Source organism: Amycolatopsis sp. NPDC050768, from assembly GCF_040654155.1.
Taxonomy (GTDB): domain Bacteria; phylum Actinomycetota; class Actinomycetes; order Mycobacteriales; family Pseudonocardiaceae; genus Amycolatopsis.
This window is the reverse complement of the sequence record NZ_JBFAHL010000024.1, coordinates 125,712-138,925: the sequence shown is the minus strand read 5'-3', so window position 1 is coordinate 138,925 and position 13,214 is coordinate 125,712. Positions and strand designations below refer to the sequence as shown.

Here is a 13,214-nt window from a genome sequence, read left to right as displayed (position 1 = left end):
AATGGTGATGTCAACGGGGCTCCCAATGATCTTGGGAGCCCCGTTCCGCCTGGTGGGCGCAGCAGGGTTCGAACCTGCGACCGCTCGGGTGTAAACCGAGTGCTCTTCCGCTGAGCTATGCGCCCGCTGACGGGACCGGCCGGTGAGAAGCCGGGCCCGTCAACAAAAAGAACGTCAGGCCAGTTCGGCCACGGCCTTCTTCCACGCCGACTGGTCGCGAGCCTCGCCGGGCTGGTTGACCTCGGCGAAGCGGACGATGCCGTCGGTGTCGATGAGGAACGTGCCGCGCAGGGCCATGCCGGCCTTGTCGTTGAAGACGCCGTAGGCCTGGGCGACCGCGCCGTGCGGCCAGAAGTCCGAGAGCAGCGGGAACTGGTAGTTCTGCTGCTCGGCCCACACCTTCAGCGAGAAGACCGCGTCGACGGAGACGCCCAGGATCTGCACGCCCTGGGTGTCGTAGTCGGCGAACTCGTCACGCAGCTGGCACAGCTCGCCGGTGCAGGTCCCGCTGAACGCGAACGGGAAGAAGACCAGCAGCACCGGCTTGTCGCCCTTGAACGACGACAGCGTGACGGGCTGCTTGTTGTAGTCGTTGAGCGTGAAGTCCGGGGCTGGCGTACCGACCTCGACGGCCATGCGGCGAATCCTCTCCGAAAGCGATCACGAAACCTGCGCCGACAACCCTATCGTGTCAGCTGCGCAGGCCCCGGTTCACCGCTGTTTCGCCTTCGAGGATTTCGGCGACACCAGGCGGGTCCCGAGCCAGTCGGCTCCCACGCTGATGTTGGCGGTCTGTGACAGACCGACCTGGGGCACGGCTTCGGCGATCTCACTGGGCTCGACGTGCCCGGGCTGACCCGTTTTGGGCGTCAGGACCCAGATCACGCCGTTCTCGTCCAGCGGACCCCGGGCGTCGACCAGGGCGTCGCCCAGGTCGCCGTCGTCTTCGCGCCACCAGAGCAGCACGACGTCGATGACTTCGTCGGCGTCCTCGTCGAGGAGTTCGGCGCCGATCGCCTCCTCGATCGCCGCGCGAACGTCTTCGTCGACGTCCTCGTCCCAGCCGATCTCCTGGACCACCATGTCCGGCTTGATGCCAAGGCTCTCGGCGACGCCGGCAGTGCCTGCGTCTCCCGCGGCGACCACTGCTTCCACTCCTCCAACTACGACGGAGCGCGGTGGTCGGACACACGGGCGAAGCCGCGCCGGCCACCACACTCGGGTACACGGTTGTCGATAGCGAACACTGGCGCGGCGCTGCGCGCAACCGTCCACACCGGATCTTTGACAAGTCGTGTCGCAGCGTGGAGGCCCCCCGGGGTCTTCGGTGACCCCGGGACAGGTGTCTGTGGGCAGTGTCGCACGACCGCTCCGGCAACCCCCGGAAACCTCTCCTCTAGTGTTGGGGAGAAGAAAACGCGCGCGCGATACACCGCACGCGGGGAGTGGCACACTCGGGGCGACCCTTGTTACCGGACAGTAAAGGTGACGGGAGCCGGGCCGGGGACGACGATGGGAATCGGCGTGCACTCCCGCCCAGCAGCTACAACGGCTACAACCAGTTACAAGGAGACCCCTTGGCCCCGCAGAACGACGGCGCCTCCGGCAAGGAGACCCCGGCACGCGTACGCGTCATCCGTGACGGACTCGCGGCGCACCTGCCCGACATCGACCCGGAGGAGACCGCCGAGTGGCTGGACTCCTTCGACGAGGCGCTGGCCAGGGGTGGTCAGCAGCGCGCGCGTTACCTGATGCTGCGCATCCTGGAGCGCGCCCGCGAGCGCAACGTCGGCGTGCCCGCGCTCACGTCCACGGACTACGTGAACACGATTCCCACGGAGAACGAGCCGTGGTTCCCCGGCGACGAGGAGATCGAGCGCCGCTACCGCCGTTACATCCGCTGGAACGCCGCGATCATGGTGCACCGCGCGCAGCGGCCGGGCGTCGGCGTCGGCGGGCACATCTCGACCTACGCCTCGTCCGCGGCGCTGTACGAGGTGGGCTTCAACCACTTCTTCCGCGGCAAGGACCACTCCGGCGGCGGTGACCAGGTCTTCTTCCAGGGCCACGCCTCCCCGGGCATGTACGCGCGGGCGTTCCTCGAGGGCCGCCTGTCCTCGTCGCAGCTCGACGGCTTCCGCCAGGAGTACAGCCACGCCGGTGAGGGTGGCGGCCTGCCGTCGTACCCGCACCCGCGGCTGATGCCGGACTTCTGGGAGAACCCCACGGTGTCGATGGGCCTCGGCCCGATGAACGCCATCTACCAGGCGCGATTCAACCGCTACCTGCGCGACCGCGGCATCAAGGACACCAACGACCAGCACGTCTGGGCGTTCCTCGGCGACGGCGAGATGGACGAGCCGGAATCGCGCGGCCTCATCCACGTGGCCGCCGGCGAGGGCCTCGACAACCTGACCTTCGTGATCAACTGCAACCTGCAGCGGCTCGACGGCCCGGTGCGCGGCAACGGCAAGATCATCCAGGAGCTCGAGTCGTACTTCCGCGGCGCGGGCTGGAACGTGATCAAGGTCATCTGGGGCCGCGAGTGGGACTCGCTGCTGCACGCCGACCGCGACGGCGCCCTCGTCAACCTGATGAACGTGACGCCGGACGGCGACTACCAGACGTACAAGGCGAATGACGGCGCGTACGTGCGCGAGCACTTCTTCGGCCGCGACCCGCGGACGAAGGACCTGGTCAAGGACCTCTCCGACGGCGACATCTGGAACCTCAAGCGCGGTGGCCACGACTACCGCAAGGTGTACGCCGCGTACAAGGCGGCCATGGAGCACCACGGCCAGCCGACGGTGATCCTCGCCCACACCATCAAGGGCTACGGCCTCGGCCCGGCGTTCGAGGGCCGCAACGCCACGCACCAGATGAAGAAGCTCACGCTCGACGACCTCAAGCTGTTCCGCGACGCCCAGCGCATCCCGATCAGCGACGCCGAGCTCGAGCGCGACCCGAAGCTGCCGCCGTACTTCCACCCGGGCCCCGACTCGCCCGAGATCGAGTACATGATCGGCCGCCGCAAGGCACTGGGCGGCTACCTGCCGGAGCGCCGGCCGAAGCACGCCAAGGCGCTCGTGCTGCCGGGCGACAAGGTCTACGAGGGCATCCGGAAGGGCTCGGGCAAGCAGGAGGTCGCCACCACGATGGCGTTCGTCCGGCTCGTGCGCGAGCTCGCGAAGGACTCGGAGATCGGCAAGCGCGTCGTCCCGATCATCCCGGACGAGGCACGCACGTTCGGTCTCGACTCGATGTTCCCGACTGCCAAGATCTACAACCCGCACGGCCAGACGTACACGTCGGTCGACGCGAGCCTGATGCTGGCCTACAAGGAGTCCGAGAAGGGCCAGCTGCTGCACGAGGGCATCAACGAGGCGGGTTCCACCGCGTCGTTCACGGCCGTCGGCACCTCGTACGCCACGCACGGCGAACCGATGATCCCGATCTACATCTTCTACTCGATGTTCGGGTTCCAGCGGACCGGCGACGGCCTGTACGCGGCGGCGGACCAGATGGCGCGCGGCTTCGTGCTCGGCGCCACGGCGGGCCGCACCACGCTGACCGGTGAGGGCCTGCAGCACGCCGACGGGCACTCGCTGCTGCTGTCGGCGACCAACCCGGCGGTCGTGGCCTACGACCCGGCTTACTCGTTCGAGATCGCCCACATCGTCCGCGACGGTCTGCGGCGCATGTACGGCGAGACCGGGCCGCACGGCAACGGCGAGAACGTCTTCTACTACCTGACGATCTACAACGAGCCCTACCAGCAGCCCGCCGAGCCGGAGAACCTCGACGTCGACGGCCTGCTCAAGGGTCTCTACAAGTACGCCGACGCCCCGGCGGGCGACGGCCCGGAGGCGCACATCCTCGTCTCCGGCGTCACGATGCCCGACGCACTCAAGGCCCAGCAGCTGCTGGCCGAGGAGTGGGGCGTGCGCGCGGCGGTGTGGTCGGCCACGTCGTGGACCGAGCTGCGCCGCGAGGCCGTGGAAATCGACCACGACAACCTGCTCCACCCGGCCGACAGCCCCCGCGTGCCGTACGTGACGCAGGCGCTGTCGGGCGTCAACGGGCCGGTCGTGGCGGTGTCGGACTGGATGCGCGCGGTGCCGGACCTGATCCGCCCGTGGGTGCCCACCGACATGCTCACGCTCGGCACCGACGGGTTCGGCTTCTCCGACACCCGCCCGGCCGCCCGGCGCAAGTTCCTCGTGGACGCGCAGTCGATCGTGGTCGGCGCCCTCACTGCGCTCGCCAAGCGCGGCGAGGTAGCGCAGGACAAGGTGACCGAAGCGGTGCGCCGCTACCGCCTCGACGACGTCTCGGCCGCCGGCCCGCAGACGTCGGACTCGGGCAACGCGTAAGCAGTGGTCGCAGCAAGACCCTCCGGGCGCACAATGGCCCGGAGGGTCTTGTTGTTTCGAGACCCCAGCCCACTAGGGTAGACATCGGATGTATCTCAGCGTCCGAGAGCTCTCGTCCCTGAAATGACCGAGCGCCTGAGGAAGGGTGATCGCGCGTGACCCAGCGTCGTCTGCCGCGGCCGAGTGAACTGAAGCAGATCCTGCGGCCGAAGCCGATCGTGCTCAACCCGACCGAGCGGCGCTTGGCCGGCGCGCACACGATCGCCGACCTGCGGATGATCGGGCGCAAGCGCACACCGCGCGCCGCGTTCGACTACACCGACGGGGCGGCCGAGCTCGAAGACAGCCTGCTGCGCGCCCGCCAGGCCTACCGGCGCGTGGAGTTCCACCCCAACGTGCTGCGCGGCGTGTCCGATGTGGACACCACGCGGACGGTGCTCGGCAAGACCTCGGCGCTGCCGTTCGGCTTCGCGCCCACTGGGTTCACGCGCATGATGCAGCACGAGGGCGAGCGTGCCGTGGGCCGCGTGGCGCAGCGCAACGGCATCCCGATGGGCCTGTCCACCATGGCGACCACCTCCATCGAGGACCTCGCCGCGGCGGCGCCCGACGCGCGCAAGTGGTTCCAGCTCTACGTGTGGCGCGACCACGGCGCGGGCGAAGATCTGATGAATCGCGCGTGGGAGAACGGCTACGACACGCTCCTGCTCACCGTCGACACCCCGGTGGCCGGCGCGCGCATGCGCGATGTGCGCAACGGCCTCACCATCCCGCCGGCGCTCACGCTCAAGACTTTCGCCGACGGCGCGATGCACCCGGCGTGGTGGTTCAACCTGCTCACCACCGAGCCGCTGAACTTCGCGTCGCTGAGCCACTTCGACGGCACCGTGGCCGAGCTGCTGGCCCAGCTCTTCGACCCCACGCTCGACTTCGACGACCTCGACTGGGTGCGCCGCACCTGGCCCGGGAAGCTCGTGGTCAAGGGCGTGCAGAACGTGGCCGACGCGCGCGACGTGGTGAAACACGGCGCCGACGGCGTGGTCCTGTCCAACCACGGCGGCCGCCAGCTCGACCGCGCGCCGACGCCGCTGGAGCTTCTGCCCGCGGTGCTCGACGAGATCCAGGGCACCGCCGAGGTCTGGGTCGACACCGGCATCCTCTCCGGCGGCGACATCGTGGCCGCGATCGCGCGCGGCGCCGACTTCGTGCTCGTCGGCCGGGCGTTCCTCTACGGCCTGATGGCGGGCGGCGAGCGCGGTGTGCAGCGCTGCGTCGACATCCTGCGCACGGAGATGATCCGGACCATGCAGCTGCTGGGCGTGCGCCGCGTCGAGGACCTGCGACCTTCGCACGTGACCCTGCGCTGACCTTCCGCCGAGCCTGAATCGCCCCGATGTGGCGTTCTTGGTGCGCGTTGCACCGAACGCCACATTCGGTGCGCCCAACACACCCAATGCCGCGTTGGGGCATTGGTCCAGACGTGCGACACCGGGTTGACGTACCGGTGGGACTGTGACGAGTATCTCTGCCACCTCGTGAAAGGCTGTTTCCGCAATCCGGAAACGGCGGTCCCCCCGGGAGGTCGGCGTGTTCGTGCAAGACCTGGCTCCGCTCGGTGGTCTCGGGCTTTCCGCGCTCGTCGCGGTGGTGCCGCTGGCCGTGGTGCTGGTGCTACTGGGGGTGGTCCGGACCAAGGCCCACCACGCCGCGCTGATCGGGCTTGTCGTGGCGCTCGTCGTCGGCATCGCCGTGTACGGGATGCCTGTGGGACAAGCGATTTCCGGCGCGCTGCAAGGGGCGGCGTTCGGGCTGTTCCCGATCCTGTGGATCGTGGTCAACGCGCTGTGGATCTACCGGATCACCGTGCACACGGGTCATTTCGACGTGCTGCGCCGCTCGTTCGGGCGGATCTCCGACGACCCGCGGCTGCAGGCGCTGATCATCGCCTTCTGCTTCGGCGCGTTGATGGAGGCGCTGGCCGGCTTCGGCGCGCCCGTGGCGATCAGCGCGGTGATGCTCGTGGCGGTCGGGTTCGGGCCGGGCAAGGCCGCCGTGGTGGCGCTCGTCGCGAACACCGCGCCGGTCGCGTTCGGCGCGATGGGCACGCCCGTGGTCACGCTCGCGCAGGTGACGGGGCTGCCGCTGGAGCAGGTGTCGTCGATCGTCGGGCGGCAGACGCCGTTGCTGGCGCTGTTCGTGCCGCTGCTGCTGGTGATCATCGTCGACGGGAAACGCGGCCTGCGGGAGACGTGGGTGCCGGCGCTGGTCTGCGGCGTCGCGTTCGGCGTGGTGCAGTTCCTCGCGTCCAACTTCGTTTCGCCGCAGCTGGCCGACATCGGTGCGGCCCTGGCCGGCGCCGCCGCGCTCGTAGCGCTGCCGATGACGCGCCGCGCGGTGCCCGCCGAGGTCCGCGCGCAGGTGCTCACCGGCTCCCGCACCGCGACGCTCGACCGGCCGGACGAGCGCGGCGAGGTCGTGCGCGCCTACCTGCCCTACGCGTTGATCATCGTGATCTTCTCGCTCGCGCAGGTGCCGCCGATCAAGAAGCTCCTCGACGCGGCCACGTGGAAGTTCCACTGGCCCGGCCTCGACGTGCACGGCCCGGACGGCAAAGCCGTGTCCGGCAACACGTTCTCGCTGCCGTTCCTCAACACCGGCGGCACGCTCGTGCTCATCGCGGGGCTGCTCACGCTCGTGGTGCTCAAGGTCGCCGCGAGCACGGCCGGACGGGAGTGGCTGGCGACGGTGAAGGAGCTGCGGTTCGCGATCGTCACCGTGACCGGGGTACTCGCGCTGGCCTACGTGATGAACCTGTCCGGCCAGACGACCACGATCGGCACGTTCATCGCCGCCGCCGGCGCCGGGCTCGCGTTCCTCTCCCCCGTGCTCGGCTGGTTCGGCGTCGCCGTCTCGGGTTCGGACACCTCAGCCAACGCGTTGTTCGGCGCCCTGCAGGTCACGGCCGCGCACCAGACGGGCCTGCGCGCGGACCTGCTGGCCGCGGCGAACAGCTCCGGCGGCGTGCTGGGCAAGATGATCTCGCCGCAGAACCTGACCATCGCGTGCGTCGCGGCCAACCTGCCGGGCGAAGAGGGCAAGCTGCTGCGCAAGGTGCTGCCGTGGAGCGTGGGACTGCTGCTGGTCATGTGCCTGATCGTGTTCGGGCAGAGCACCCCGGTGCTCAGCTGGATGCTGCCGTGACCGCCCGGTGCGCGGCCACGCGCTTGGCCGAGCGGTTCCAGTTCCACCAGCCGTGCACGACCAGCACCGCGAAGACGAGGTAGATCGCGGCGGAGAAGTACAGGCCGGAGGAGATCTGCAACGGCACGCCGATCGCGTCGACCACCAGCCACACACCCCAGAACTCGACCAGCCCCGCGCCCTGCGCACCGAAGGCGACGAGCGTGCCGATGAAGATCGCGGCGTCCGGCCACGGCGCCCACGACGCGTTCAGCGCCTGCAGCACCAACGCCATCGCCACCGTGCCGACCACGAACGCGCCGAGCATCGCCCACCGCTCGGTCGCCCGCGCGGTGCGCACGACCACCCCGTTGACTGGGTCGGTGCGGCGCCGCCATGCCCACCAGCCGTAGAGCGAGATCGCGAGGATGGCGATCTGCCGGCTGGCCAGGCCGCCCAGGTGTGCGGAAACGTAGACAGAGAACAGCAGGATCGTCGCGCCGACCTGCACGGGCCAGGTCCACAGCGTCCGCCGGTCGGCGAGGAACACGACCGCGAGCGCGAGCACCTGCCCCGCGAGCTCCGCGATCGAGATCCACTGGCCGAACACCGTGACACCGTGCTGCAGCAGGAAGTCCACGTCCGCACCCCTTCTCGTCCCCATGTAACTCTCGCCGCAACACCTCGGGCGGGCGCGGGATTCCCCGAGGTGTGAGGCGGGCGACACCGTCCCAGCACGCGGACAGGCCCGGTGCCCTCCCGATGCACCGGGCCAGTCCGAACCGCGCCGGGATCAGCGATCGACGCGGTTGAACCCGACCGGCGGGGTCGGGGTGTCGTTCGCGGCCGGGTGGCCGTTTCCCGGCTGAACGGGCTGGGTGCGGGTCTGCGTGGTCTGGGCCTGCGTGGTCTGGGCCTGCGTGGTCTGGGCCTGGGTCTGGGTGGTCTGGGCCTGCGGCTGAGTGGTCTGGGCCTGCAGCCGGCCACCGACCTGCCGCTGACCACCTCCGTCGCCCGGGCTCAGCTGGCCCTGCAGGTTGGCGAGCCAGCCACCCCAGCGGTCCTGGGCGGGCTTGATGAGGCCGCCGCCGAAGCCGACCACGATCACGCCGCCGATGGTCGCCAGCACCGTGATGAGCACCGGGCCCGTGATGGCGGTGGCGATGTTGACCTGGCCCAGCGCGGCGATGATGCCGAACGCCATGATCAGCCAGTAGGCGACGGTGCCGAGCAGCCGGCCCGCCGGCCGCGTGGACATCGCCGAGTTCACGACGTCGCGCACGACCTTCGCGATGGCGGCGGCCACCACGATCAGCACCAGCGCCACCACGATCCGCGGCAGGAACGCGATGATGTCGTTGAGCAGCTGGCTGACCGGATTCGACTCACCGAACACGCCGAACGCCAGCTGGAGCGCGATCAGCAGAATGAAGTAGTAGACCAGTTTCACGAGGATGCCGGTGGCGTCGACATTCGCCTGCTTCATCATTCCGGTCAGGCCCGTCTTCTCGACGAGCCGGGAGAATCCGAGTTTTCCGAGCACCAGTGACAGTGCTTTGGACACCGCTTTCGCGATCAGCCAGCCGATCAGCAGGATGATCAGAAACCCGACGAGTTTCGGGACGAACGTGGCCACCAGATTCCAGGCCTGTCCGAGTCCGTCCTTGAGTTGCTCACCCACACTGGGCTCCCTTCGTCATGGATTCCCGGCTGCGGGCTGTTGCAGCGGGTCGATGATCAGGTACCCAGCCAGCGGGAGTGCGTTGCACCACGATCGAGTGAGACGACTGGCGCGAGAAGATCAATCGCGGCCATACTTGTACTACCGGTGGGGACCGGGGAGACGAGGCCGTCCGGCGCAGCGTAAACCGCAAGCGCCGGGCGGCCTCGAGCATTTGCGGGTATTACCACCGGGCGTATTCAGCGGGTGTTCGCGTCGTCGCCCTGCGAATACGCTTCAGGTTTCGCCGGACCCTTCAGGGCTTTCAGCACCCTTCGAGGTTTCAGCGGCCTTCGGGTTTCACAGGGCGACGACGCACGTTCACCGAACGGACACTCAGGCCGCGCGCAGCGCGTCGCGCAGTTTGACCTTCGCACCGGTGCGCATCACGGCGTTGCGGTAGATCCGCGCGGCCAGCCAGATCAAAAGCGGAATCAGCAGCACCACGAGTCCCACCGACACCACGGCTTCCCACACGGGCACCCCGCCCATGGCGAGCCGCATCGGCATCAGCGTCGGCGCGAACACCGGGATCACCGAAAGCACCTCGGCGAATTCGTTCGACGGGTCCGAGGGCAGCACGGAGATGCCCACCACGTACCCGACGATCACCAGCATCAGCGCCGGCGACACGGCGCCGCTCACGTCCTCCTGCCGCGACACGAGCGCGCCGAGCGCCGCGAACACGATCGAATACATGAAGAACCCGAGCAGGTACCACACCACCAGCCAGACGACGGTGCCGATGGCCGCGGACACCGAGATGGTGAGCACCCCCGTCCCCAGGCCCGCGGCAATGCCGACGACCCCGATCGCGAGCATCTGGATCAACCCGACCGTGCCGATGCCGAGCACCTTGCCCGCCATCAGCTGCCACGGCTTGATGGTGGACAGCAGCAGCTCGACCACGCGCGACGTCTTCTCCTCGACCACACCCTGCGCCACGGTCTGGCCGTTGAGCAGGAGTGACATGTAGATGAGGATGCCCGCGATGATGCCGAGCACGAGCTGCTGGCTGTCGTAGTCGTACGGTTTCTCCAGCGGCGGCAGCTCGTCGATGCTCGCGCTCGCGACGGCGGCGTCCACCTTCGCCGGATCACCGTGCTGCGCGATGATCTCCGAGTTCTGCGCGACGCGGCCCGCGAGCACGGTGAGCACGTTCTTGAGGTTGCCGTCGAGGTCCTTCTCGACCTGCACGTGCACCCGGTCCGCGCCCTGGACCAGCAACGCGTCGATCGAGCCGTCCTTCAGCTTCGCGAGGCCGGCCTGCTCGTCGGCGACGCGCTGCGTGGCGATGTCCTGCCCCACCGACTTCCCGATCGCCGTCAGCGGCGCCGACAGCGGTGCCGCGGCCGGCACGTAGCCGACGGTCTCGTCGGGACCGCTGCTGCCGCCCACGAGCTTCAGCACCACGACCCCGGCGACGATGAGGATGAGCAGCACGAGCGTGCTGATCCGGTAGGCCTTGGACTTCAGCCGCGTGCTGATCTCGCGCGAGGCGACCAGGCCGACCCCGGACAGCGGGCTCATGCGGACGTCGGGCGTGCTCATGCCGCAACCTCCTCGTGATGGTGCTCGGTGACGACGGAACGGAACAGATCGGTCAGCGACGGGAGCTTCCGCGCGAACTCGCGCACCGGCCCGGTCGCCAGCGCCGCGCGCAGCACGACCTGGTCGTCGGCACCGTCGACGAGCTCGAGCTCGGTCACCGAACCGTCGCGGCCCAGCACCGTTACGCCGGGCAGGTTCGCGGCCCAGCCGTCGGCCGCCTGCGGCGCGTCGACGAGCAGCCGCACGGCGCCGCCGGCCCGCAGCTGCGAGACGGTGCCCATCGCCTCCATCCGTCCACTCCGGACGATCCCGATGCGGTCGCAGAGGCGCTCCACCAGATCCAGCTGGTGGCTGGAGAACACGACGGGCACGCCGTCGGCCGCCTTCTCCTTGAGCACCTTGCTCATCACGTCGACCGCGACCGGGTCCAGGCCCGAGAACGGTTCGTCCAGCACGAGGATGCGCGGTTCGTGCACCAGCGCGGCCGCGAGTTGCACGCGCTGCTGGTTGCCGAGGCTGAGCTTCTCCACCTCGTCGCCGCGGCGCGAAGCCACGCCGAGCCGTTCGGTCCAGCGCTCGGTCGACGCCTTCGCGTCGGCCGCCGACATGCCGTGCAGCCGCGCGAGGTACGTCAGCTGCTCGCCCACCTTCATCTTCGGATACAAACCACGCTCTTCCGGCATGTACCCGATGTGCCGCCGGGTTTCGTGAGTGATGGGCGAACCCGCGAAGCGGACTTCGCCCGCGTCCGCGCTGAGCACCCCGAGCGCGATGCGCATCGTGGTGGTCTTGCCCGCGCCGTTGCTGCCGACGAAGCCGAACAGCTCGCCCGGCCGCACGTCGAAAGTCATCTTCTCCAGTGCCACGACAGTGCCGTAGCGTTTGGAGATCGCATCGATCTCCAGTCCGGGCTCTGGCATCGGCCCTTTCCCCCTTGTTGTCGGATTTCGGTGACGTACATCACCGGTTACGGATCGTAGAGTTCCCGCCGGACGGTGCCTAGCGCCCCCGGTTGCGTGTCCGCCACCGAAAGTTGCCGATCGAATGTCCAACTAGGATTCCAGCGGAGGATCGAAACGAATGGCAGAGACGACGGGGCGCCGGGTCCCCAAGCACCACGGGCTGTCAGCGAAGACGCTGCGCTCGCTCGACCACGCCTCAGGACGGCTCGCGAGCGCGAGCGTCGCTGTGATGGAACGACGGCTGGTGTGGTTCGGGCGGCTGCCCGCCGACCAGCGCGCCAGCGTGCTGCTGATCACGCAGGCGGGCGCGGCGGGGTTCGTCGACTGGCTGCGCGACTCGAAGGAAGCGCTCAAGCTCACCACCGAGGCGTTCCGCGACGCGCCCGCCGAGCTGTCGCGCTACATCAGCCTGCGCCAGGCCGTGAGCATGGTGCGGCTCGCGATCGAGCAGTTCGAGGAACAGCTGCCGGAGTTCGCCGCGAACGAGGCCGAACGCGCGGCCCTGATCGAGGGAATCCTGCGCTACGGCAGGGAGATCGCGTTCGCCGCGGCCAACTCCTACGCGGCGGCGGCCGAGGCGCGCGGCGCGTGGGACGCGCGGCTGGAAGCGCTGGTCGTCGACGGAATCGTGCGCGGCGACGCCGAGGAGGCGGTGCTCTCACGCGCGGCCGCGCTCGGCTGGGACCCCGCGTCGGCCGCGACCGTGATCGTGGGCAACCCGCCTTCGGAGGACCCGCCGACGGTGGTGTTCGAGGTCCGCAGCCGCGCCGCGCGCGTCGGCCGGCCAGTGCTGCTGTCGGTGCAGGGCTCACGGCTGGTGATCGTGATCGGCGGCCCGACCGAAGGCGGCGTGAAGGAACGCGAAACGCTTTCGCGGATGTCCGCGGTGTTCGCCGACGGTCCCGTGGTCGCCGGCCCGACCGTGCCGTCGCTCGCCGAGGCGCACCACAGCGCGGCCGAAGCGCTTTCGGGCCTGCGCGCGGTGGTGGGCTGGCCGGGCGCGCCACGGCCCGTCCGCTCCGACGACCTGCTGCCCGAGCGCGCGCTGTCGGGTGATCCCGAGGCCGAGCGCCTGCTGGTGGATCTCGTGGCGCGGCCACTGGAGGAGGCGGGCACCGCGCTGCAGCGCACCGTGGAGACCTACCTCGAGAGCGGTGGCGTGCTCGAACGCTGCGCGCAGACGTTGTTCGTGCACCCCAACACCGTGCGGTACCGGCTGCGCAAAGCGGCCGAGCTCACCGGCCGCAACCCCACCGAGCCGCGCGACGCGTTCGTGCTCCGGGCCGCGCTCACCGTCGGCAGGCTGGCCCGCGCCCGCGGCCTCTGGTGACTCTTGCGGCGGCCCGGATGACGACTCGGCGTGACGTGCCCGCGCGCGGCACCGGTCCCGTGACAGACTTCACGGCAAGCGATGGTTGAATCCCACAA

At 69.4% G+C, this 13,214-nt stretch carries 10 protein-coding genes and 1 tRNA gene; 4 read left to right on the top strand and 7 right to left on the bottom strand.

The features are described from left to right. Nucleotides 1-50: 50 nt before the first annotated feature. The 3 genes from AB0H62_RS44935 to AB0H62_RS44925 form a co-directional block, all read right to left on the bottom strand. A tRNA-Val gene (locus AB0H62_RS44935) sits at nt 51-125 on the bottom strand. A gap of 49 nt (nt 126-174) precedes the next feature. Continuing rightward, entirely contained in the window at nt 175-636 is a 462-nt protein-coding gene (locus AB0H62_RS44930) for a peroxiredoxin (protein WP_220237891.1), read from the bottom strand. Nucleotides 637-711: 75 nt separating this feature from the next. After that, the gene (locus AB0H62_RS44925) at nt 712-1,146 is read right to left on the bottom strand and encodes a DUF3052 domain-containing protein (RefSeq protein WP_220237890.1); all 435 of its coding nucleotides are present in this window, start codon (nt 1,144-1,146) and stop codon (nt 712-714) included. A 431-nt stretch (nt 1,147-1,577) separates the two neighbouring features. On the opposite strand from AB0H62_RS44925, the gene aceE reads away from it, so the two are divergent. The 3 genes from aceE to AB0H62_RS44910 all read left to right on the top strand — a co-directional run bounded on the left by aceE (nt 1,578) and on the right by AB0H62_RS44910 (nt 7,574). Next, nucleotides 1,578-4,373 (top strand): pyruvate dehydrogenase (acetyl-transferring), homodimeric type, encoded by a 2,796-nt coding sequence (gene aceE, locus AB0H62_RS44920; protein ID WP_360592320.1) that lies wholly within the window; start codon nt 1,578-1,580, stop codon nt 4,371-4,373. A gap of 155 nt (nt 4,374-4,528) precedes the next feature. Continuing rightward, nucleotides 4,529-5,740 carry an alpha-hydroxy acid oxidase gene (locus AB0H62_RS44915; protein ID WP_220237888.1) on the top strand — a complete coding sequence of 404 codons (1,212 nt, stop codon included), beginning with the start codon at nt 4,529-4,531 and terminating at the stop codon, nt 5,738-5,740. Between the two features lie 220 nt (nt 5,741-5,960). Further along, nucleotides 5,961-7,574 carry an L-lactate permease gene (locus AB0H62_RS44910; RefSeq protein ID WP_220237887.1) on the top strand — a complete coding sequence of 538 codons (1,614 nt, stop codon included), beginning with the start codon at nt 5,961-5,963 and terminating at the stop codon, nt 7,572-7,574. On the opposite strand, the gene AB0H62_RS44905 is transcribed toward AB0H62_RS44910, so the two are convergent. From AB0H62_RS44905 to AB0H62_RS44890, 4 genes are all read right to left on the bottom strand, one after another. Continuing rightward, nucleotides 7,555-8,193, bottom strand: coding sequence for a nicotinamide mononucleotide transporter family protein (locus tag AB0H62_RS44905; protein WP_220247468.1), 639 nt, complete (start codon nt 8,191-8,193; stop codon nt 7,555-7,557). The two genes, AB0H62_RS44910 and AB0H62_RS44905, sit on opposite strands and share 20 nt — an antisense overlap. Nucleotides 8,194-8,346: 153 nt before the next feature. Further along, on the bottom strand, nt 8,347-9,234 hold the full coding sequence (locus AB0H62_RS44900; RefSeq protein WP_360592319.1) for a hypothetical protein: 888 nt from the start codon (nt 9,232-9,234) through the stop codon (nt 8,347-8,349). 375 nt (nt 9,235-9,609) lie between these two features. Then, the gene (locus AB0H62_RS44895; protein ID WP_255637658.1) at nt 9,610-10,824 is read right to left on the bottom strand and encodes an ABC transporter permease; all 1,215 of its coding nucleotides are present in this window, start codon (nt 10,822-10,824) and stop codon (nt 9,610-9,612) included. Further along, nucleotides 10,821-11,744, bottom strand: coding sequence for an ATP-binding cassette domain-containing protein (locus AB0H62_RS44890; RefSeq protein ID WP_220237885.1), 924 nt, complete (start codon nt 11,742-11,744; stop codon nt 10,821-10,823). The genes AB0H62_RS44895 and AB0H62_RS44890 overlap by 4 nt, the downstream gene beginning before the upstream one ends. Before the next feature lie 160 nt (nt 11,745-11,904). Between AB0H62_RS44890 and AB0H62_RS44885 the strand changes: the two genes are divergently transcribed. Then, the gene (locus AB0H62_RS44885; protein ID WP_220237884.1) at nt 11,905-13,116 is read left to right on the top strand and encodes a helix-turn-helix domain-containing protein; all 1,212 of its coding nucleotides are present in this window, start codon (nt 11,905-11,907) and stop codon (nt 13,114-13,116) included. Nucleotides 13,117-13,214: the final 98 nt, after the last annotated feature.